The organism is Leifsonia sp. (assembly GCF_051955155.1).
Taxonomy (GTDB): domain Bacteria; phylum Actinomycetota; class Actinomycetes; order Actinomycetales; family Microbacteriaceae; genus Leifsonia.
On sequence record NZ_JBQCGZ010000181.1, the window covers coordinates 17152 to 40014 of the forward strand.

Sequence of the window (22863 nt, forward strand, 5' to 3'; positions counted from 1 at the left end):
GCGAGCTATGCCTTTCGTGCGCAACGGGCAGCGCACACCCCGACTCTACCGGTAGGTTGATGACCGTCGGCCGGTCGTTCTACCCCCGATTCAGGGGGAGAACTTGTATCCTGTCCACAAACCGACGGACCGCTAATCGAGCGCCGACGGTCCCTCTTCCACAAGCTTCTTGAACTGTGCGGCGTCCAGGATGCGGACGCCCAGCTCCTCGGCCTTCGCCAGCTTCGATCCGGCACCCGGTCCCGCGGCGACGAAGTCCGTCTTCTTGGAGACACTGGAGGCCGCCTTGCCGCCGGCCGCGATGATCGCCTCCTGTGCGCCCTCCCTGGTGTAGCCCTCCAGCGTCCCGGTCGCGACGACCGTGAGACCGGACAGCACGCCGCCGCCCTCGGCCGCCTTGCCGGGACCGGGGTGGCCCGGCGTCGTGAACTGCACGCCGTCGGCCGCCCAGCGCTCGACGATCTCGCGGTGCCAGTCGACCTCGAACCAGGCGAGCACCGCGTCGGCGATGATCCCGCCGACGCCGTCGACGGCGGCCAGGTCCTCCCGGCCGGCCGACCGGATCGCGTCGAGCGAGCCGAAGTGGTCGGCGAGCGCGCGCGCGGCGACCGGGCCGACGTGCCGGATGTTGAGCGCGACCAGGATGCGCCACAGCGGCTTCGTCCGCGCCGCCGCGAGGTTGCCGAGCAGCTCGACGGCGGACTTCGACGGCACGAACGTCTCGTCGCCGGAGAACTCCGCCGCCGCGGGATCGAACGGCCCGTCCTTCTTCTGCCTGCGGCGCCGGAACGGGGTGTCCACCTTCTCGGTTCCGGCGTCGGTGAGCTTGGGCAGTCCGGTCTCGGAGTCGCGGACGACGACCTCGATCGGGAACAGGTCCTTCAGCTCCAGCCCGAACAGGCCGGCCTCGGTCGGCAGCGGCGGGCGCTCCGGGAAGCGCGGCTGGGTGAGGGCGGCGGCCGCGACCTCGCCCAGAGCCTCGATGTCGAGCGCGCCGCGCGAGCCGATGTGCTCGACGCGGCCGCGAACCTGGGCGGGGCAGAACTCGGAGTTCGGGCAGCGGAGGTCGATGTCGCCCTCCTTGGCCGGGGCCAGCCGGGTGCCGCACTCGGGGCAGTTCTCCGGCATCACGAACTCGCGCTCGGTGCCGTCGCGGAGCTCCACGACCGGGCCGAGCACCTCCGGGATCACGTCGCCGGCCTTGCGCAGGACGACGGTGTCGCCGATGAGCACGCCCTTCGCCTTCACCACGTCCTGGTTGTGCAGGGTCGCCTGGCGCACCTCGGAGCCGGCGACGCGCACCTTCTCCATGACCGCGAACGGCGTTGCCCGGCCGGTGCGGCCGACGCTGACGACGATGTCGAGCAGCTTGGTGTTGACCTGCTCCGGCGGGTATTTGTACGCGATCGCCCAGCGCGGCGCACGCGAGGTCGCGCCGAGCTCGTCGTGCAGGGCCAGCTCGTCCACCTTGATCACGATGCCGTCGATCTCGTGTTCGACGCTGCCGCGGTGCGCCCCGAAGTACTCGATGAACTCGTCCACCTTCTTCGCGTCGTCCAGCACGCGGTAGTGGGTCGAAGTCGGCAGCCCCCAGGAGCTCAGCAGCTCGTACGTCTTCGACTGCGAGTCCACCGGAGGGTTCTGCCAGGCGCCGATGCCGTGCACGAGCATGTGCAGGCGGCGCAGCCGGTCGCGCATGAGCGCGAGCTGCGCGGGGTTCTTGCCCTCGGCCTTCTGACGCAGCGAGCCGCTCGCGGCGTTCCTGGCGTTTGCGAACACGCGCTCGCCCGCCTCCTGCTGGTGCTCGTTGAGCTCGTCGAACTGGGCGACGGGGAAGAACACCTCGCCGCGCACCTCCACCAGCGGCGGGAACGGACCGTCGCCGGCGAGCCGGGCCGGGATCGCGGGGATGTAGCGGATGTTCTCTGTGACGTCCTCCCCCACGACGCCGTCGCCACGGGTGGCCGCGGAGACCAGGACGCCGTTCTCGTAGCGGAGGTTGATGGCGAGGCCGTCGATCTTCAGCTCGCACAGGTAGTCGACCCGGCGGCCGGCGTCGCGCTCGACGCGCGCGGCCCAGGCCTCGAACTCCTCGAGCGAGAACACGTTGTCGAGGCTGAGCATCCGCTCGGCGTGCTGGACGGGCGCGAAGAGCGTGGTCTGCGCGCGGCCGCCGACCGTCTGGGTCGGGCTGTCCTGGCTCTGCAGCTCGGGGTGCAGCCGCTCCAGCTCCTCGAGCCCCCGCATCATGCGGTCGTACTCCTCGTCGCTGACGAGCACGGTGTCCCGCTCGTAGTACGCGTCGCGCAGCTCCAGGATGCGGGTGGTCAGCTGCTGCGCCTCCGCGCGCGCACGCGCGAGGTCGTCGTCCGTCGTCTCGTTCGCCACGTTTCCAAGCCTACCGACCCCCTCCGACGCTCCCCGGCTTCCCACTCCTGCCGGGATTCGTCACGAATTGCGGCCGTTCGTCACGAACGACGACGATTCGTCACGAAACGTGAACGGGCGGGAGGGCGGCGTCAGGCGGGGACGGCGGATACCGTGCGGTCGATCGTGGTCTGGCCGAGGACGCGCGTGCCGACGTAGACGACGGCCGTCTGCCCGGGTGCGACCCCGCCGAGCGGCTGCTCCGGGCGGATCACCAGTTCGCCGTCGCGCACCTGCGCCACCGCGGGGACCGGGTCGGCGTGGGCGCGGATCTGGACGTCGCACGCGAACGGGTTCCCGGCATCCGCGGGCGGCAAGCCCGCCCAGGTGAACCGCGACCCGGCGAGCTCGGCGATCTCGAGCGCCTCCTTCGGCCCGACGACGACGGTGTTCTCCTTCGGCCGCACCTCCAGTACGAACCGCGGGCGGCCGTCCGGCGACGGGACGCCGATGTTCAGGCCCTTGCGCTGCCCGACGGTGAACGCGTGCGCACCCTCGTGCGAGCCCAGCCGGTTGCCGTCGCGGTCCAGGATGTCGCCGGTGGCCGTGCCGACGCGCTCGGCGAGCCAGCCGCGGGTGTCGCCGTCCGGGATGAAGCAGATGTCGTGCGAGTCCGGCTTGTTCGCCACGCTGAGGCCGCGCGCCGCCGCCTCCGCGCGCACCTCGGCCTTGGACGGCGTCGCGCCGAGCGGGAACATCGCGTGCGCGAGCTGCTCGGTGGTCAGCACGCCGAGCACGTAGGACTGGTCCTTCGCCCAGTCGCTCGCCCTGTGCAGCTCGCGGTTGCCGGCCGCGTCGGTGCGGATGCTCGCGTAGTGGCCGGTGCAGACCGCGTCGAAGCCGAGGTCGAGCGCCTTCTCCAAAAGCGCGGCGAACTTGATGCGCTCGTTGCAGCGCATGCACGGGTTCGGCGTTCGGCCGGCGGAGTACTCGGCGATGAAGTCGTCGACCACGTCCAGCGTGAAGCGCTCGGAGAAGTCCCACACGTAGTACGGGATGCCGATCACGTTCGCGGCGCGCTGCGCGTCCATCGAGTCCTCGATCGTGCAGCAGCCGCGGCTTCCGGTGCGCAGCGTGCCCGGCATCCTGCTGAGCGCGAGGTGCACGCCGACCACGTCGTGCCCCGCCTCGACGGCCCTGGCCGCCGCCACCGCGGAGTCGACACCACCGCTCATCGCTGCTAGAACTCGCACCGGAAGATTCTACGCCGCCCCGGCTGGCCGCCCCATCTACGCAAAATCGCGCCCGTCCCCGACCGTCCAGCACACATTTGCGCAAAATCGCGGCGGACGCCACCCGTGTAGCCCACATTTGCGCCAAAACGCGGACCCTCGCGGCGGCGGGCGCGGGTCAGGCGAGCCGCGGCGCGCGGTCGGCGAGTCCGGCGCGGGCCGCCTGCGCGTACGCGGACGGGAGCGCCGCGAGCAGTGCGTCCACGTCCGCCTCCGTCGACGTGCGTCCGAGGGTGAACCGGAGTGCCCCGCGGGCCTCCTGCTCGCTCCTGCCCATCGCCAGCAGCACGTGCGACGGCTCCGGGATGCCGGCCTGGCACGCCGATCCCGTAGACACGGAGACGCCCGCCATGTCGAGCAGGAACAGCAGCGAGTCGCCCTGCGCGCCGGGGAAGACGAAGTGCGCGTTGGAGGCGACGCGCTCCCCCGTCTCCGGCGCGGGCCCGCTCAGCACCGCTTCGGGGACTGCGGCGAGCACGCCGCGGATCAGCCGGTCGCGCAGCGCGGCCAGCCGGGCCGGCTCGGTCGCGAGCTCCGCGGCGGTCGCCGTCGCCGCGGCCGCGAAGGCCACGGCGGCCGCGACGTCCTGCGTTCCGCTGCGCACCTGGCGCTGCTGCCCACCGCCGTGGATCAGCGGCACGACAGCCGAGCTCCGCGCCAGCACAAGGGCCCCGATGCCGACCGGTCCCCCGATCTTGTGCGCCGACACGCTCAGCGCGTCCACCCCGAGGCCGGCGAAGTCGATCGGCTGGTGCCCGTACGCGGCGACGGCGTCCACGTGCACGGGGACGCCGGCGGCCCGCGCGTCCGCGGCGAGCGCCGCCACCGGCTGCACCGTCCCGACCTCGTTGTTGACCGCGAGCATGGTCAGCAGCGCCACGTCCGCACTGTCGGCGAACGACGGCGGCAGGATGCGGCCCTCCGCGTCGAGCGGGAGCCACTGCGGCCGCGCGCCCTCCGCGCGCTCCAGCCATTCGACCGTGTCGACCGTCGCGTGGTGCTCTCCCCCTGGCACCAGGATGCGCGGGCGGGCAGCATCGGCGTTCCGCGCCCAGTACATCCCCTTCACCGCGAGGTTGATCGCCTCGGTCCCTCCCGAGGTGAACACGACCTCCACCGGGTCGCAGCCGAGCGTCGCGGCGACCGCCTCCCGCGCCTCCTCGAGCATCCGCCGCGCCTGCTGGCCCTGGCTGTGGATGCTGGAGGGGTTGCCGACGACACCGAGCGCGCCTGTGAAGGCCGCCACGGCCTCCGGTCGCATCGGCGTCGTCGCTGCGTGGTCGAGGTAGACCGGCACGCTTCCTCCTCCTGCCCCTGCCGGGCCCGAGCGTTCAGGAGCCGTTCACTACTCTAGATCGCATGACCTCCGCCGATCCTCTGCGCAACCTGGGCGTCCGCGTGAGCCAGCATGGCGGCGAGCTCCGGGTGTACTCCGAGAACGCCACCGCAATGGAGCTGTGCATCTTCGACGCCAAGGACCCCAACTGGCTGGTCAAGACCGTGCCGATGACCAAGGACGGCGGGAACGTGTGGGTGGGCCGCTCGCGCACGCTGCAGGTCGGCACCAGGTACGCGATCCGGGTGGCGGGCCCGACGGCGCCCGCGAACGTGTTCAACGCCGAGACGCTCCTGCTCGACCCGTACGCGCGCGGGCTCGTGCGGGTCTCGGCCGAGGAGTGGCGCTCCACCGTCATCGCCGACGGCTTCGACTGGGGCTCCTCGCGCAAGCCGCGGACCCCGCTCGACCACACCGTGATCTACGAGGCGCACGTGCGCGGCATCAGCCGGCTCAACCCGGACGTGCCGGAGGAGCTGCGCGGAACGTACGCGGGGCTCGCGCACGAGTCCACCATCGCCTACCTGAAGGACCTCGGCGTCACCGCGGTGGAGCTGCTGCCGGTGCACGCGTTCGTGTCCGAGCAGCGCCTCATCCAGCAGGGGCTCACCAACTACTGGGGCTACAACACGCTGAACTTCTTCAGCCCGCACGCGCCGTACGCGTCCCGATCCGCGCAGGCTGCCGGGCCGGACGCGGTGCTCGCCGAGTTCAAGGGGATGGTGAAGCTGCTGCACGAGGCCGGCCTGGAGGTGATCCTCGACGTGGTCTACAACCACACCGCGGAGGAGGGCATCGGCGGCCCGACGACGAGCCTGCGCGGCATCGACAACGCCACCTACTACCGGCACGACGACGCCGGCGTCTACATCGACGTCACCGGCTGCGGCAACACCGTCGACTTCGGCCACCCGGTGCCGCAGCGTCTGGTGCTGGACTCGCTGCGCTACTGGGCGCAGGAGGTCCAGATCGACGGCTTCCGGTTCGACCTCGCCGTCACCCTCGGCCGCGGCGAGGACGCCTCCTACAGCCGGGAGCACCCGCTGATCAACGCCGTCCTCCACGACCCGGTGCTCGCGGACACCAAGCTGATCGCCGAGCCGTGGGATGTCGGGCTCGGCGGCTGGCAGACCGGCAACTTCCCCGGCCCCGTCGACGGACGAGACGGCTGGTCGGAGTGGAACGACCGCTACCGCGACCGGGTGCGGAACTTCTGGCTCGCCGACATCGAGGGCGCAAGGCGCAACGGCCAGGCGCCGATCGGGATCGGCGGCTTCGCGACCCGGCTGGCCGGTTCCTCCAACACCTTCTCGCCGGAGCGCGGCCCGCTCGCGTCGGTGAACTTCGTGACGGCGCACGACGGCTTCACGATGGCCGACCTGACCGCCTACGACGTCAAGCACAACCTCGGCAACGGCGAGGACAACCGCGACGGCACCGACAACAACCGGTCCTTCAACCACGGCGTGGAGGGCCCGACGGTGGACGAGCGCATCCTGCTCGACCGCAGGAAGGCTATGCGGAACCTGATGGGGACCCTGCTGCTGTCGGCCGGCGTCCCGATGATCACCGCGGGCGACGAGTACGGGCGCAGCCAGCGCGGAAACAACAACGCCTACTGCCACGACAGCGAGCTGACCTGGCTGAGCTGGCTGCGCACGCGTGAGCAGCGGGAGCTGGCGGACACCACCAAGCGGCTGCTCCAGCTGCGCAGGGAGAACCCGGCGCTGCGGCCGAGCCGGTTCGCGGTGCTCGGCCAGACGACGCCCAACGCCAGCCACATGGACTGGTACGACGCGTCCGGCGCCCTGATGGACGACGAGGACTGGAACTCGCCGGAGAACCGCACCCTGCAGTACCTGGCCGCGTCGACGCCGGACAAGGAGGAGTTCAACCGGGTGCTCCTGATCGTGCACGGCGTCGAGGACGACGTCGAGGTGTCGCTGCCCGCGGCCCCCGGCGTCACCTCGTACCAGCTGCTCTGGGACAGCGCGACCGAGGTCCCGATCGAGGAGGACGGGGCCGAGCTCCCGCCCGGTTCCACCCGTCTGGTCGGCGGGACGTCGATGCAGCTCTACCGTGCGAACGGACCGCGCGTCGAGCCGGGCGCGGCCGGGACGGACGCGGCGGGGACGGACGCCTGATGGCCAAGCGCACCGCCTCCTCCGGCACCCCGGCGACGGTCGCGCTCGCGGCCGCCGGCATCCCGTTCTCGGTGCACCCCTACGAGCACGACCCGGCCGCCCCGTCGTACGGGTTGGAGGCGGCGGCCGCGCTGGGCGTCGAGCCGGACCGGGTCTTCAAGACGCTCCTCGCCGACACCGAGCTCGGCATCGTGGTCGGCGTCGTCCCGGTGACGGGGATGCTGGACCTCAAGGCGCTCGCCTCCGCTGTCGGTGCGAAGCGTGCGAGCATGGCCGACCCGGCCGTCGCAGAGCGCCGCACCGGATACGTCGTCGGCGGGATCTCGCCGGTCGGCCAGAAGACCGCGCACGTCACGGTCGTCGACGAGACCGCCCAGCTCTTCGACACCGTGTTCGTCTCCGGCGGCCGTCGGGGCCTCGACATCGAGCTGGCCCCGGACGACCTGCTCGTCGCCGTCTCCGGCCGCTACGCCGCCATCGCCAAGTAGCGCTGCCTACATTTGGCGCAAATGTCGGCTCCCGCCGCGCGATTGCCCACATTTGGCACAAATGTCGGCTCCCGCCGCGAGCGAGCGACGCGATGTGGCGTCAGCCGGCGACGGTGACGAGGCCGAGCTCGGCGGGCGAGAGCAGCAGGTCGTTGACCGGGACGACGCGCACGGTGTAGCCGAACGATCCCGCCCAGGTCAGCCGCATCGTCCCTGTGAACTCGTGCGCGACCGACGGGTCCGCCCCCGGGATGCCCGAGTCGACGTCCAGGGTCTGGAAGTGCAGGTCGGTCAGCTCGTCGCCGTCGCGGCTGCGGCCGGCGACCAGCTGCACCTGCACGTCCTCCGGCTTCAGGCCGCCCAGGTGCACCAGCGCGCGGACGTGCAGCTCGTCGCCGACCTGCGGCACCGCGTCCAGCCCGCCCGCGTCCACGTGGGCGACGTTCACGCCGGGCCACGCGGCGCGCACGCGCTCCTTCCACGCGGCGAGCGAGCGCGCAGCGGCGCAGTCGTCCGCGGTCAGGCGCTTCTCGTAGCCCGCGGCGGGGATGTACAGGCGCTCCACGTACTCGCGCACCATCCGCTCCGCGCTGAGCGGCGCGGACAGCGTCGCGAGCGTGTGCCGGATCTGGCCGACCCAGGCGTCGGGAACGCCGTCGGCGTCGCGGTCGTAGAACCGCGGCGCGATCTGGTGCTCGATCAGGTCGTACATCGCCTCGGCCTCCAGCGCGTCGCGCTCGGCGCCGTCGCCCGCCGCGTCCGCGGAGGGGATCGCCCAGCCGTTCTCGCCGTCGTAGAACTCGTTCCACCAGCCGTCGAGGATGGACAGGTTCAGCGCGCCGTTGAGCGCCGCCTTCATCCCGGAGGTTCCGCACGCCTCGAGCGGGCGCAGCGGGTTGTTCAACCACACGTCCGTCCCCGGGTAGAGCAGCTGCGCCATCCCGCTGTCGTAGTCCGGCAGGAACACCATGCGCGAGCGGATCTCGGGCTCGGAGGCGAACTGGACCAGCTTCTGGATGAGCCGCTTGCCCTCGTCGTCGGCGGGATGCGACTTGCCGGCGATCACGAACTGCACGGGGCGCTCGGGGTTCAGCAGGATGTTCCGCAGCCGCTCCGGGTCGTGCAGCATGAGCGTCAGCCGCTTGTACGTCGGCACCCGGCGGGCGAATCCGATGGTGAGGACGTTCGGGTCGAGCAGGTCGGACATCCAGGCCGGCGCGATGCCACCCGGGTTCTGGTCCTCCCGGGCCGCAGCGACGCGGTGCCTCGCGTCGCGCACCAGCTGCTCGCGCATCCGGTTGCGCACGCCCCAGAGGTCGAGGTCGCTGACGGCGGCAGCGTTGCCCCAGTCGGCATGCGTGGTGTCCTCGGTGCCGAGCCGCTCCAGCGCGAGCGCGCGCAGCATCGGGTCGGTCCAGGTCGGCGCGTGCACGCCGTTGGTCACCGAGTCGATCGGCACCTCGTTGCTGTCGAAGCCGGGGAAGAGCCCGCCGAACATCTGCCTGCTGACCTCGCCGTGCAGGCGCGAGACGCCGTTGGCGTGCTGGCCGAGCCGCAGGCCCATGACCGCCATGTTGAACACGTCCGGCGATCCGCCCGGGTAATCCTCGGCTCCGAGCGCGAGCACCTGGTCCACCTCGACGCCCGGCAGCAGGGACGTGGAGAAGTAGCGCTGGACCAGCGGCCGCTCGAACCGGTCGATGCCGGCAGGGACGGGGGTGTGCGTGGTGAACACGGTGCCCGCCCGCACGATCTGCAGAGCCTCGTCGAAGCTCAGCCCGTCGCCGATCAGGTCGGAGATCCGCTCCAGGCCCAGGAACCCGGCGTGGCCCTCGTTGGTGTGGAACACCTCGGCCTGGGGCGCCCCGGTCAGCTCCGTCCACGCCTTGACCGCGCGCACGCCGCCGATGCCGAGCAGCAGCTCCTGCAGCAGCCGGTGCTCGCCGCCTCCGCCGTACAACCGGTCGGTGACCGAGCGCAGCCGCTCCTCGTTCTCGGGGATGTCGGTGTCCAGCAGCAGCAGCCGGACGCGGCCGACCGCCGCCTGCCAGACGCGCGCGTGCAGCACGCCATCCGGCAGGGCCAGCGTGATCTGCACCGGCGTCCCGTCCGGGTTGCGCAGGACGCTGAGCGGGAGACCGTCCGGGTCGAGAACGGGGTAGCTCTCCAGCTGCCAGCCGTCCGGCGTGATCGCCTGCGAGAAGTAGCCGGAGCGGTAGAACAGGCCGACGCCGACGAGCGGCACGCCGAGGTCGCTCGCCGCCTTCAGGTGGTCGCCGGCGAGGATGCCGAGGCCGCCCGAGTACTGCGGCAGCGCGGAGGTGATGCCGAACTCCGGCGAGAAGTAGGCGATCGAGGCTGGGGCGCCCTCCCCGAGCGACTGGTACCAGCGCGGGTCGTGCACGTACGCGCGCAGATCGTCGCGGATGTGGTGCGCCCACTCGACGTAGCCGGGATCGGCCGCGAGCTCGGCGAGGCGCTGCGGGTCGACGGAGCCGAGCAGCGCGATCGGGTCGTGCTCCACCTCCTGCCACAGCTCCGGGGAGATGCGGGCGAACAGCTCCTTCGTCGGCTCGTGCCAGGACCAGCGGAGGTTGCCGGCGATCTCCTCCAGTGCGGCGAGATTCTCGGGCAGGACGGCTCGGACGGTGAATCTACGGATGGCCTTCACTCGCACGAGCATAAAGGAGCCTCATTGCGGAAAGGTTAATGAGTGTACGGTCTGGGTTGTGGGTAAGAACGCAGCGACCAGACCAGCAGCCGCCGCGGCAGAGGCGGCAGAGCCGAAGGCCCCGGAACCGCCGGCTCCGGGGGAGACGGCCTACGAGCCCCTCCTCCCCCGGATCCCGATCCTCGGGCTCTCGCCCCAGGTGGACGAGGGTCACTGGCCGGCCACGGCGTTCAGCGGCGAGGTCGTCCCGTTCCGCGCCACCGCGTTCCGCGAGGGCCACGACAGGATCGGCGTCGACCTCCTGCTGCTCGACCCCTCCGGCGTGCAGACCGAGCACAGGATGCACCCGATCGCGCCCGGCACCGACCGCTGGGAGGTCGAGGTGCAGCTGGAGGCGGAGGGCCTGTGGCGCTACCGCGTCCAGGCATACGCGGACGAGTACGCCACCTGGCGGCACAACGCCGAGGTGAAGGTTCCGGCCGGGATCGACGTGGAGCTGATGCTCACGATGGGCCACGACCTCCTCGTGCGCGCGGCGGCGGACAAGCGCCGCAGCACCGCAGAGCGCCGGCACCTCTCCGAGGCGGCGAAGGTCGTCGCTGACACCGCGCGGCCTCTCGACGAGCGGTTCGCCGCGACGATCGACGAGCGCATCGGCCGGATCCTCGCCGAGCGCCCCGTCGTCGCGCTGCCCTCGCTGTCGGCGACGCGCGCCGTGCTGGTCGAGCGCACCCGCGCCGGCGTCGGCAGCTGGTACGAGTTCTTCCCGCGCTCGGAGGGCGCGAAGAAGCTCGCGGACGGCTCCTGGCAGTCCGGCACCTTCCGCACCGCGGCCAAGCGCCTGCCCGAGGTCGCCGCGATGGGCTTCGACGTCGTCTACCTGCCGCCCATCCACCCGATCGGCCGCACCTTCCGCAAGGGGCCGAACAACACGCTGGACGCCGGCGAGAACGACCCGGGATCGCCGTGGGCCATCGGCAGCGCGGAGGGCGGCCACGACGCCATCCACCCCGACCTCGGCACCGAGAAGGACTTCGTCTACTTCCTGGGCAAGGCCAAGCAGGCCGGCCTCGAGGTCGCGCTGGACCTGGCCCTGCAGGCCTCGCCGGACCACCCGTGGGTGCAGGCGCACCCGGAGTGGTTCACGACCCTCCCGGACGGGACCATCGCGTACGCCGAGAACCCGCCGAAGAAGTACCAGGACATCTATCCGATCAACTTCGACAACGACTACGAGGGCCTGCGCGCCGAGGTGCTGCGGATCGTGCGGTACTGGATGTCGCTGGGCGTCCGGATCTTCCGGGTCGACAACCCGCACACCAAGCCGCTGCACTTCTGGGAGTGGCTGATCCACACGGTCAACGCGACCGACCCGGACGTGGTCTTCCTCGCCGAGGCGTTCACGCGTCCCGCCCTGCTGCACACGCTCGCCAAGGCGGGCTTCCAGCAGTCCTACACGTACTTCACCTGGCGCAACACCAAGGAGGAGCTCACGGAGTTCTTCACCGGGCTCGCACACGAGACGGCCGACTTCCTGCGGCCGAACCTGTTCGTGAACACGCCGGACATCCTCACCGAATACCTGCAGTTCGGCGGCCCCGCCGCCTTCAAGATCCGCGCGGCGCTCGCCGCGACCGCCGCGCCGACCTGGGGCGTCTACTCCGGGTTCGAGCTGTACGAGAACGTCGCGCGTCCCGGCGCCGAGGAGTACATCGACAACGAGAAGTACGAGTACCGCCCGCGCGACTACGCCAGGGCACAGGCCGTCGGCCGCTCGCTCGCCCCGTACCTGACCATGCTGAACCGCACCAGGAGCGAGCACCCGGCGCTCCGCCAGCTGCGCAACCTGCACGTCCACGAGAGCGAGGACGAGGCCATCCTGGTGTACTCGAAGTACCTCGCCGGCGCGTTCACCCGCAGCGGCAAGCCGGACGCGATGCTGATCGTGGCGAACGTGGACCCGCACTCGGTGCGCGAGACGATGGTCCACCTCGACGTGACCGCGCTCGGCCTGCCGCTCGGCTCGCAATTCGAGGTCAAGGACGTCGTGACCGGGCAGCGCTGGACGTGGGGGGCGGACAACTACGTGCGCCTGGACGCGTTCACCGAGCCCGTGCACATCCTGACCGTCAAGCCGCTCACCGCCGACCCTCTGGAGGCCAGCCGATGACCCCGATCCCCGAAGGCGCCGCCGCGGTGAACCTGCCCGGCCTGGACGACGAGCTGCTGCGCGCGATCGCCACCGGCAGCCACCACGACCCGCACGCCGTGCTCGGTCAGCACCGGGTGAGCGCCGCGGGCGTCGAGGACCCGGTCACCGTGATCCGCGCGCTGCGACCGCTCGCCGAGGCGGTGTTCGCGATCCTGCCGAACGGGGCGCACATCGAGCTCGCCCACGTCGGCCACGGCGTCTGGCAGGGCGTCGACATCGTCGGCCCCGGCGCCTACCAGCTGGAGGCCCGCTACGGCGACGGCAGCACCTGGACGACGGACGACCCGTACCGGTTCCTGCCGACGATCGGCGAGCTGGACCTGCACCTGATCCGGGAGGGCCGCCACGAGCAGCTCTGGAGCGCGCTCGGCGCGCACGTGCGCGACCTCGGCGGCGTGACGGGCGCCGCGTTCACCGTGTGGGCGCCGCACGCCCGCGCCGTCCGGGTGATCGGCGACTTCAACGGCTGGGACGGCACCCTGCACGCGATGCGCAACATGGGCTCCTCCGGCGTGTGGGAGCTGTTCGTCCCCGGCCTCGGCGAGGGCGCGCTCTACAAGTTCGACCTGCTCGCCCAGTCCGGCGAATGGGTGCGCAAGATCGACCCGATGGCCCAGCTCGCGCAGACGCCGCCCGACACCGCCTCCTGCGTCACCGTCAGCCGTCACGACTGGCAGGACGGCGAGTGGATGCGCGCCCGCGCGGCCACCGACCCGCACTCGGGCCCGATGAGCGTCTACGAGCTGCACTTCGGCTCCTGGCGGCCGGGACTCGGCTACCGGGAGGCCGCCGACCAGCTGATCGACTACGTCGCGGCGCTCGGGTACACGCACGTCGAGTTCCTGCCGTTGGCCGAGCATCCCTTCGGCGGCTCCTGGGGCTACCAGGTGACCGGCTACTACGCCCCGACCAGCCGGTTCGGCTCGCCCGACGACCTCAAGTACCTGATCGACCGCCTGCACAACGCCGGGATCGGCGTCCTCATGGACTGGGTGCCCGGCCACTTCCCCAAGGACGACTGGGCGCTCGCGCGCTTCGACGGCCAGCCCCTGTACGAGCACGCGGACCCGCGCCGCGGCGAGCACAAGGACTGGGGCACCTACATCTTCGACTACGGCAACTCGCAGGTGCGCAACTTCCTGGTCGCGAACGCGCTGTACTGGCTCGAGGAGTTCCACGTCGACGGTCTGCGCGTGGACGCGGTCGCCTCCATGCTCTACCTCGACTACTCGCGCAACGCCGGCGAGTGGGAGCCGAACATCCACGGCGGCCGCGAGAACCTGGAGGCCATCGGCTTCCTGCAGGAGGTCACCGCGACCGCCTACAAGCGCAACCTTGGCACCGTGATGATCGCGGAGGAGTCGACCAGCTACGCGGGCGTCACCGCGCCCACCTCCTCCGGCGGGCTCGGCTTCGGCCTCAAGTGGAACATGGGCTGGATGCACGACTCGCTCCAGTACATCCACGAGGACCCGATGTGGCGCAGCTACCACCACAGCGAGATCACGTTCTCGTTCGTGTACGCGTGGAGCGAGAACTTCCTGCTGCCGATCAGCCACGACGAGGTCGTGCACGGCAAGGGCTCGCTGCTGAACAAGATGCCGGGCGACCACTGGCAGCAGCTGGCGAACATGCGGGCGTTCCTCGCCTTCATGTGGGCGCATCCCGGCAAGCAGCTGCTGTTCATGGGCCAGGAGTTCGGCCAGCCGTCGGAGTGGAGCGAGGAGCGCGGGCTGGACTGGTGGATCCTCGACCAGCCGGCGCACCGGGGCCTGTGGAACTTCGTCGCCCAGCTGAACGCGGTCTACCGGGCCAACCCGGAGCTGTGGGCGCGGGACAACGACCCGGCCGGGTTCGAGTGGCTGGACGGCTCGGACGCCGCGGGCAACGTCCTGGCGTTCCTGCGCAAGGACGCCGACGGCAACCCGATCGCCGTGCTGCTGAACTTCTCCGGCAACCCGCACTCCGACTACCGCGTGGGCCTGCCGTTCGCCGGCGAGTGGGATGAGCTGCTGAACACGGACGCCGAGGAGTACGGCGGGTCCGGCGTCGGCAACTTCGGCAGCGTCACCGCGGTCGACGAGCCGTGGATGGGGCGCCCCTCTTCCGCGGTGCTCACCCTCCCCCCGCTCGGCGCGCTCTTCCTCCGTCCCAGCCCGTAGCGCCCCGCCCGCCCGCCCTCTCGTCACGAACGGGCGGCATTCGTCACGAATGCGCGCCATTCGTCACGAATGCGCGGCACTGGTCACACGCGTGATTCGTCACGAACGGGCGGGATTCGTCACGAACGGGCGGGATTCGTCACGAACGGGCGGGATTCGCGACGAGTCGGGGCGCGCCGGGCGGTCAGTCGCCCGCGGTCAGCCAGGCGGCGTAGCCGGTGCCGTCGAGCGCGTGCTCCGGCGCGAGGTTGCGCCCCGCGCGCCAGGCCGCGCCGAGCGCGCCGCCGAGACGCACAGGGACGACCGGGCGCCTCGTGCCGCTCGCCTCCCGCCACTGCTGCGCGAGCGAGCGCGCCGACTCGACGCGCGGCCCGCCGATGGTGACGATGCCGTTCGCCTCGCCTGCACCCTCCGCCGCGTCGACGAGCACGCGGGCCACGTCCGCGATCGCGATCGGCTGGAAGCGCGTACCGGACGGCGCGGTCAGCGCCCCGAAGCGGCGGCCGCGCTCGAAGATCGCCGTGACGAAGTCGTGGAACTGCGTCGCCCGCACGATGCGCGCGTCCAGGGCCGAGTCGAGGTGGACGCGCTCCTGGGCGAGCTTCGCCCGGTAGTACGGATAGCGGGAATCGTCGATGCCCGCGATGGACAGCAGCACGGAGCGCTGCACGCCGAAGCGCGCGGCCGTCTGCACCAGGTTCATCGCCCCGGTCGCGAACACGTGGGCCGCGCGGCGGCCCGTGCCGTTGCTGGCGTCGATGAGAACGTCCGCCCCGTCGACGGCCTCCTCGAGGCCGGCCCCCGAGACCAGGTCCGCGGTCACATACGCGGCGCCGGTCACGTAGCCGGGCGCGTCGTCGTCCGGGACGCGCCGCGACGCCACGACGACGTCGGGGCCGCGGGCGACGGCTTCAGCAGTGACGGCGCGACCGGCGAGACCGGTCCCGCCGACGACGAGCACACGGGGCATGTGCGGCCTTCCGGATGAGGGGGAACCGCTGCCGCCCGGCGCAGGCGATGTCGCGTCAGTACAGCAGCGACGCCAGCCTAGCCCTGGCCTTGCCGACCCGCGGGTCCTCCACACCGACGATCTCGAAATAGTCGAGGATGCGCGCGCGCACCGCCTCCTTGCCCGCCGCGTCCAGCTTCGGGAACAGGCTGAGCAGGCGGTCGAACGCGTCCTCCACGTGGCCGCCGGAGAGGTCGAGGTCCGCGACCCCGAGCTGGGCGTCGACGTCCGCCGGCGCCTCTGCCGCCGCCGTGCGCAGCTCGTCGGCCGTCGTGCCGGAGAGCCGGTCGAGGAGGCTGACCTGAGCAAGCCCCGCGACGGCCATCGCGTCGCGCGGGTCCTGCGCGATCGCGGTCTTGTACTCGGCGATCGCGGTGGCGTAGTCGCCGCGCTCGATCGCCGCGTACGCCTCCGCGTGGTGCGGCGGCAGCGGCTCCGGAGCCGGCTCGGCGGCCTCGCCGTCCTCGCCCTCCTGCTGCGCTCCGCCCTCGACGGCCACGGTGCCCGTGACGCCGTTCTGAGCCGCGAGCTCGAGCAGCTGCGCGAACACGTCCCGGATCTCCTGCTCGGGCAGCGCTCCGACGAACAGCTGCACCGGGCGACCGGCGACCAGGGCGGCGACAGCGGGCACCGACTGCGCCTGGAACGCCTGCGCGAGCTGCGGGTTGGCGTCCACATCCACCTTCACCTGCACGAGGCGGCCGCCCAGGGAGGCGGTGACCCTGTCCAGCACCGGCGACAGCTGGGCGCTCGGCTCGGCCCAGGTTGCGGCGAGGTGGACGACGACCGGCACGCGCATCGACAGGTCGATGAAGTCGTTGAAGTTCGCGTCCGTGCCCTCGAAGAACAGGCTGGGCAGCGGCAGCGGCTCCCCCGCACCCGCCGCGTCGGCGCCGCCGGTCGCGCCGGGCGCCCCCGGCTGCCCAGGGGCGGGCCGGTTGACGAGTGCGCTCAGGTCGACGGCCCCGCGGAGGTTCGTGGGGGTGGGCGGAATCTGGCTCATGCGGTCTCCCTCGGCTGGCGTGGATCGACTTAACAGGATACGCGGGAGCGCTACTTGACTTCCTGCGCCGAGACGAGGCCCTGCGCGAAACCGAGCAGCCGCACCTTCTCGTCCGAGCCGGCGGGCGGGACGTAGAACGCGAGCTGGTAGCCGTACACGGACTCGATACCGGTGTTCGACTGGGCGACGCCGCTGAGGGCCGCCGTCGTCGCACCGGCGATCACCTGTGCGCCGGCCTCCTGCACCTTGTGCAGCTGCACCTCCTCCGGGTTCACCCAGACGATGGCGCCGGAGTCGTTGGTCGCCATGGACAGCAGCGGGCCCTTGCCCTGCCTGCTCGAGAACGTCAGCGACGATGTGCTGCCGAACTGCTGCTTCAGCCGCGACTGCTCCTGCTGCTTCCAGGCCTTGCCGACCTGCGAGACGAGCTTGTCGTCGGTGAGGTCGAAGCTCGACGCCCACTTGCTGGCGTCGCCGTTCATCAGGATGTCGCTGTAGGCAGCAGACACCTGGTCGGGGCTGATCTTCAGCAGCTTGGAGTCGGGGCGCACCGCGGCGGCGCCGATGCTCGCGGGCGCCAGGTTCGGCACCTTCACGTTCGGCTCCAGCGTGATCGCGTACTCCACCATGTAGTTGTCGCGCGGCGAGTCCTGCACGAGCGCGACGGCCAGCGGCGCCTGCGCCTTGCCCTTGGCGTCGGCGGGCATCCGGACCACGGCCATCACGGTGCGCGGCCAGCTGTCCGTCGCCTGCGGCAGGGACAGCTCGATGGGGCTGGCCGGGATGGCCGGCAGAGCCGGCTCGTCCGCCTTCTTGGCACGGATCGCGTAGTTGGCCTCGCGCAGCTGCAGGGCGGGACCGGTGAACCGGGTCTTGGCCTGCGCGGCGTCCGCCTTGCTGTCCGCGCCGGCGGCGACCACCGAGACGCGCTTCAGGATGCGCTCCAGCTGCGGCACGGAGACGGCGGGGGGAAGCACATCGCCCTGCGCCGCGCCGTCCGTCGCCGTCGGCGTCGGGGTCGGGGTCGTGTCGGCGAGTGCTGCGCCCGTGCCGATGCCGCTCAGCGCGAGCGCTCCGGCGAGTACCGCGGGGACCATCACGCGGGTCCGCCTGCTGGAACGGCGACCGCGGGTCGACTCGATCGATCCGGACGCGGTGGGCTTGTACTTGGGGGCTTTGGGGAGTTTCGGCATCTTGGGTCCGCTCTTGCGTCGTGGCCCGCGCGACCGGCGGTGGGTGTAGAGCCCCCACAGGTAGAGCGCGATTCCGATCAGCAGCACCACGAGTCCGCCGATGATCAGCGGGAACGCCCACGGGGTGCTGGTGTCGACCGGCCAGGTCAGCAGGATCTTGTTCGGTGCTGGCTTCGTCCCGTCGCTGGCCACGATAACGCTGAGGCCGTCGGGGATGTTCATGCGGGTCGTCTGGGCGTCCTGGCCGTCGTACTCCTCCAGCCAGAGGTCGGAGCCGGCGGGGTTCGGGCCGGGGGTGGCCTTCGCCGCGGATCCGGTCGCCGTGGGGGCCGGCGTCGGGGTGGCCGTCGAGCCGCCGGAGCCGCTCCCGTCCTCCGACGACGGCGCGACCGTCTTGGTCTTCAGCTTTCCGGTCGCCGAGTCGAAGCCGACGGCGACGTACTGCTGGTCGCCCAGCCACGCCTTCACATCGGCGGTGCGCCCGTAGGCGACGACCTGGTGGGCGGCGTCCGGTGCGCCCGAGACGGAGAGCGTCTGCTGGCCGGGATGGGCGTTCAGCACCGCGCTGTCGATCACGACGTAGCGGGCGTCACCCGGGATGGTCGCCGAGGCCGTCAGCTGCGACGGGGGTGCGAAGATCGTGCGCTGGGCGATGCCGGCGACGATCATGACAGCTGCTACCACGAACGCGACGATGGCGAGTACGAAACGCAAACAAACTCCTCGTGGGCCCTTCGGGGGCAGGGACGGGCACGGATACTCAACGATAGTGGAGCACCCTGAAAGGCATCTAACCGTTCCCTGCACGCTCACGCAGTCCCCCATGCGGGTACGCACCCCCGAAATGTAGGATCGATGCGGCGCGCGCGCGGCTCGCATCCCGAATCCCCAGGAGTTACCACAGTGGCCACCGACGAAACCAACTTCACCCAGGTCTTCCGAGGCTATGACAAGGAGGAAGTCGACCAGGCCCTGCAGGAACTGCGCCGGGACCTGATCAAGTCGAACACCCAGGCCGCCGACCAGTCCAAGGAGATCAAGCGGCTCCAGGCCAGGATCGAGGAGCTGAACGCCGAGATCGAGGAAGTCGGCAGCCCGACCTACTCCGGGCTCGGCACCAAGCTCGAGAACACCCTGCGCGTCGCGGAGGAGCAGTCGACCCGGCTGATCGCCCAGGCGGACATCGACGCGGAGAAGCTGCGCGCCGGCGTGGCCGCCGACGTCGAGAAGATCAAGAAGACGGCCGCTCAGCAGGCCGAGCGCGTGCTCGCCGACGCCCAGGCCCGCGCCGCGACCATGCTCGAGGACGCGCAGATCGAGTCGACCGAGCTGCTCGCCAAGACGCGCGCGGATAAGGAGACGCTGCTCACCGACGCGATGCGCGAGGCCGCCGCCATCCGCGGAGCGGTGGCGACGGAGGCCGCGGAGGTGCGGGCGACGAGCAAGCGCGAAGCCGCCGCCGTCCGCGCGGAGGCCGACAGGGAGGCCGCGGAGCTCAAGGCGGTGGCGCTGCGGGACGCGGAGGCCGCCCGCGCCGAGGCCGCGGAGCTCGACCGCACGATCGCCGCCCGCCGCGCGGAGCTGGAGAACGCCCTCGCCGACGACAGGGCCGCGTTCGAGCGCGAGGCCGCCCAGACCCGCCTGGAGCTCGACCGCCGCGTCGCCGAGACGAACGACCAGCTGGCCGCCGAGCAGGCCAGGGTGCGCGACGAGCTGGCCGCGGAGGCCGCGCAGGCGCGCGCCGACCTCGCCGCCGAGGTCGAGGAGCAGCGCGCCGCCCTCGCCGCCGACACCGCCCAGACCCGGGCGGACCTCGCCGCGGAGGACACCGCCGCCCGCCAGGCCCTGGCCACCGAGGTCGAGCAGACCAAGAAGTCGCTCGCCGCCGAGGTCGAGCAGACCCGCTCCGCGCTCGCGGCCGAGGTCGAGCAGACCCGCGCCCGCCTCGCCGAGGAGGTCACGACGACGAAGTCGGCCCTCGCCGACGAGGTCGAGCGCACGAAGGCCGAGCTCGCGGACGAGGTGCTGCGCACCAGGACCGCCCTCGAGGACGAGGTGACGACCACGAAGTCCGCCCTCGCCGAGGAGGTCGCCACCACGAAGTCCGCGCTTGCGGACGAGGTGACCACCACGAAGTCGGCCCTCGAGGACGAGGTGACCCGGACCACGGCGGAGCTGGCCGACGAGGTCACCCGCACCAAGGCCGAACTGGCCGACGAGGTGGAGCGCACGACGAAGACGCTCGCGGACGAGGCGCTGCAGACCCGCACGACGCTCGAGCGCGAGACCACCGAGACCCGATCGGCGTTGGAGGCCGACCGTGCGGCGTCCGCCGCGAAGCTGGCCGCCGATGCCGAGCAGAGCGCGTCCCGCATCGCCGCGGAGGAGGAGCAGACCCGCGCCAGGCTGGCAGCGGAGGCCGACCGGCAGCGCAGGGAGCTGGACGCGGAGGCCGAGCAGCTGCGCGCAGAGCTCGCTGCCGAGGTGGACGCCGCGCGCACCGCGCTCGCCGACGAGCTCGCGCGCGAGCGCAGCGCCCTGGCCGCGGAGGTGACGTCCACTCGCGCCGCGCTCGCCGCCGAGGTCGAGCAGACGAAGTCCGCGCTGGCCGCCGAGGTCGAGCAGACGAAGTCCGCGCTCCAGACGGAGGTCTCGACCACGAAGTCCGCCCTCGCCGCCGAGGTCGAGCAGACGAAGTCCGCGCTCCAGACCGAGGTCTCGACCACGAAGTCCGAGCTGGCCGCCGAGGTCGAGCAGACGAAGTCCGCGCTGGCCGCCGAGGTCGAGCAGACCACGTCCCACCTGGCCGCCGAGGTCGAGCAGACGAAGTCGCAGCTCGCCGCCGAGGTCGAGCAGACCAGGTCGGCGCTGGAGACCGAGGTCACCACCACGAAGTCCCGGCTGGCCGCCGAGGTCGAGCAGACGACGGCCCAGCTCGCGGCCGAGTCGGAGGAGACCCGATCGCGGCTCGCCGACGAGACCGAGCGGACCAGGAGCGAGCTGGCGGAGGATGTGCGCCGCACCGCCGTCGAGCTCGCCGACCAGCGGACGACGACCGAGAACGAGCTCGCCGCGCAGCGCGAGCAGCAGCGCATCGACCTCGAGCGCGAGGCGGAGCGCCTCCGGGTCGCGCTCGCCGACGAGACGCAGCAGGCGCGCGTCGCCCTGGAGAAGGACACTGCGCAGGCCAGGGCGGAGCTCGCCGAGCAGAGCGCCGCCGCGCGCACCGCCCTCGAGGCGGAGCTCGCCGAGCGCCGGGCCGCGTTCGAGGAGGAGTCCGCGACCGCCCGCGCCGCCCTGGACGCGGAGCTCAGCGCCCTGCGCACGAGCACCCTGGAGGAGCTCGACGCCCGCACCCGCGAGGTGGAGCAGGCCAGGATCGACCTGGATGTGGAGCTGCGCGCCCGCCGCGACGAGGCGGAGAAGGAGTACCTCGCGCGTCACCAGGAGGCGGTCGCCCAGACCCAGAAGTACCTGGACGAGGCCAACCAGCAGCTCGCCGACGCGGTCAAGCGGACCGCGCAGGCGCGCACCGAGGCCGAGACCTTCGAGACCGAGGCCCGCGAGACCGTCAAGAACGCCCGCAGCGAGGCCGAGAAGACCGCGGCCGCGATCGTCCGGGAGGCCGAGGACCGCGCCGACGCGATGATCGAGGAGGCGGAGGAGCGGACGGAACGCCTCGTGGCGGACGCGGAGGAGCGCCTGGCCCAGATTAGGATTGAGCGCGAGGCGGTCGCCGGCTACTTCGAGAACCTGCGTGGCATGCTGCAGCAGGCGGAGAAGGTGTCCTCCGACCGAGACTGAGACCGAGGGGGACCACCGTGAAGATCCAGAACGCCTTCCGCGTCGGACTGATCGGCACCCTCGGTGTCGGGCTCGGCATCCTCATCCTGAGCGCGGTCACCAGTCTCGCGACGATCATCACCTACATCGGCGCCGCGCTCTTCCTCGCGCTCGGCATCGAGCCCCTGATCTCGTTCCTGGAGCGCCGCAAGTTCCCGCGCTGGCTGGCGCTGGTCGTCGCCCTCGTGGTGATCATCGGCGCCTTCGTCGGCCTGGTCTGGGCGATCGTGCCTGTCGCGGTCGACCAGGCGACGCAGCTGGTCAACAACACGGTCAAGTGGGTCCAGAACGGCTCGGCCGAGACCTGGTTCCTCAGCCTCCAGCACCAGTTCCCGTCGATCGTGAACCAGCAGAACATCGATGCGGTCATCCAGTGGCTGAACAAGAACCTGCCCGACATCACCTCGAAGGTGCTGCAGACCGGCCTCGGCATCGTGCAGGGCGCGTTCGGCGTGATCATCGTGGTGATCCTCACCATCTACTTCACGGCGTCGCTGCCGAGCATCAAGCGGGCCGCCTACCAGCTGGTCCCCGCCTCCCGCCGCTCGCGCTTCGCGGACCTCGGCGACCAGATCACCGACTCCGTCGGCAAGTACGTGATGGGCCAGGTCTCGCTGGCGCTCGTCAACGGCGTGCTCAGCGCGATCTTCCTGACCGTGATCGGCGCGAAGTTCCCCATCCTGCTCGCGTCCATCGCGTTCTTCTTCTCGCTGATCCCGCTGGTCGGGACCATCACGGGCTCCGTGATCATCGTCGCCGTCTGCTTCCTCTCCGGCCCGCCGACCGCGATCGCTGCCGCGATCTACTACATCGTGTACATGCAGGTGGAGGCGTACGTGCTGAGCCCGCGCATCATGAACCGCGCGGTCGCCGTTCCCGGCGCGCTCGTCGTGGTCGCCGCCCTCGCCGGCGGCACCCTGCTCGGCATCCTGGGCGCGCTCGTCGCCATCCCGTTCGCCGCGGCGATCCTGCTGATCATCAAGCAGGTCGTCATCCCGCGCCAGAACGAGCTCTAGCGCCTCCCGGCCCTCCCGGCCCTCTCGGGGACAGCCGAGCGGTCGCGTCGCGCCGCGTCACCCCGGCCGAGACGGCGGGTCGCGACCCCGCCACCCCCCCCCCCCCCCCGCCCGGATCAGCCCCCCC

13 protein-coding genes are annotated in these 22863 nt (G+C 71.6%); 6 read left to right on the plus strand and 7 right to left on the minus strand.

Features of this window, described 5'->3' with window-relative positions; genetic code table 11:
- Nucleotides 1-132: 132 nt before the first annotated feature.
- The 3 genes from ligA to ACTHMF_RS19660 form a co-directional block, all read right to left on the minus strand.
- Nucleotides 133-2388, minus strand: a complete 2256-nt coding sequence (ligA, locus tag ACTHMF_RS19650) for an NAD-dependent DNA ligase LigA (protein WP_314149637.1) — start codon at nt 2386-2388, stop codon at nt 133-135.
- Between the two features lie 131 nt (nt 2389-2519).
- Nucleotides 2520-3620: a tRNA 2-thiouridine(34) synthase MnmA gene (gene mnmA / locus ACTHMF_RS19655; protein WP_314149638.1), complete on the minus strand. Its 1101-nt coding sequence runs from the start codon at nt 3618-3620 to the stop codon at nt 2520-2522.
- A 157-nt stretch (nt 3621-3777) separates the two neighbouring features.
- The gene (locus tag ACTHMF_RS19660) at nt 3778-4956 is read right to left on the minus strand and encodes a cysteine desulfurase family protein (protein ID WP_440319953.1); all 1179 of its coding nucleotides are present in this window, start codon (nt 4954-4956) and stop codon (nt 3778-3780) included.
- A 62-nt stretch (nt 4957-5018) separates the two neighbouring features.
- On the opposite strand from ACTHMF_RS19660, the gene glgX reads away from it, so the two are divergent.
- Nucleotides 5019-7139, plus strand: a complete 2121-nt coding sequence (glgX, locus tag ACTHMF_RS19665) for a glycogen debranching protein GlgX (RefSeq protein ID WP_440319954.1) — start codon at nt 5019-5021, stop codon at nt 7137-7139.
- The gene (gene ybaK / locus ACTHMF_RS19670) at nt 7139-7627 is read left to right on the plus strand and encodes a Cys-tRNA(Pro) deacylase (protein ID WP_314149322.1); all 489 of its coding nucleotides are present in this window, start codon (nt 7139-7141) and stop codon (nt 7625-7627) included. The genes glgX and ybaK overlap by 1 nt, the downstream gene beginning before the upstream one ends.
- A gap of 100 nt (nt 7628-7727) precedes the next feature.
- On the opposite strand, the gene glgP is transcribed toward ybaK, so the two are convergent.
- A complete protein-coding gene (gene glgP, locus ACTHMF_RS19675; RefSeq protein ID WP_440319955.1) occupies nt 7728-10298 on the minus strand; it encodes an alpha-glucan family phosphorylase in 2571 nt (856 codons plus the stop codon).
- A 199-nt stretch (nt 10299-10497) separates the two neighbouring features.
- On the opposite strand from glgP, the gene ACTHMF_RS19680 reads away from it, so the two are divergent.
- Nucleotides 10498-12468 (plus strand): alpha-1,4-glucan--maltose-1-phosphate maltosyltransferase, encoded by a 1971-nt coding sequence (locus ACTHMF_RS19680; RefSeq protein WP_440319968.1) that lies wholly within the window; start codon nt 10498-10500, stop codon nt 12466-12468.
- A complete protein-coding gene (glgB, locus tag ACTHMF_RS19685) occupies nt 12465-14672 on the plus strand; it encodes a 1,4-alpha-glucan branching protein GlgB (RefSeq protein WP_440319957.1) in 2208 nt (735 codons plus the stop codon). The genes ACTHMF_RS19680 and glgB overlap by 4 nt, the downstream gene beginning before the upstream one ends.
- A 184-nt stretch (nt 14673-14856) precedes the next feature.
- Here the strand turns inward: glgB and ACTHMF_RS19690 are convergent, their stop codons facing one another.
- From ACTHMF_RS19690 to ACTHMF_RS19700, 3 genes are read right to left on the minus strand one after another with little or no spacing between them, the layout of a single operon-like run.
- Nucleotides 14857-15642 (minus strand): SDR family oxidoreductase, encoded by a 786-nt coding sequence (locus tag ACTHMF_RS19690; protein ID WP_440319959.1) that lies wholly within the window; start codon nt 15640-15642, stop codon nt 14857-14859.
- A 55-nt stretch (nt 15643-15697) separates the two neighbouring features.
- The gene (locus ACTHMF_RS19695; protein ID WP_314149785.1) at nt 15698-16684 is read right to left on the minus strand and encodes a tetratricopeptide repeat protein; all 987 of its coding nucleotides are present in this window, start codon (nt 16682-16684) and stop codon (nt 15698-15700) included.
- 50 nt (nt 16685-16734) lie between these two features.
- Nucleotides 16735-18561, minus strand: coding sequence for a hypothetical protein (locus tag ACTHMF_RS19700; protein WP_440319961.1), 1827 nt, complete (start codon nt 18559-18561; stop codon nt 16735-16737).
- A 219-nt stretch (nt 18562-18780) separates the two neighbouring features.
- On the opposite strand from ACTHMF_RS19700, the gene ACTHMF_RS19705 reads away from it, so the two are divergent.
- Together ACTHMF_RS19705 and ACTHMF_RS19710 are read left to right on the plus strand one after the other, a co-directional pair.
- A complete protein-coding gene (locus ACTHMF_RS19705; RefSeq protein ID WP_440319963.1) occupies nt 18781-21681 on the plus strand; it encodes a DivIVA domain-containing protein in 2901 nt (966 codons plus the stop codon).
- Between the two features lie 17 nt (nt 21682-21698).
- Entirely contained in the window at nt 21699-22736 is a 1038-nt protein-coding gene (locus tag ACTHMF_RS19710; RefSeq protein WP_314147742.1) for an AI-2E family transporter, read from the plus strand.
- The last annotated feature ends 127 nt before the right edge of the window (nt 22737-22863 follow it).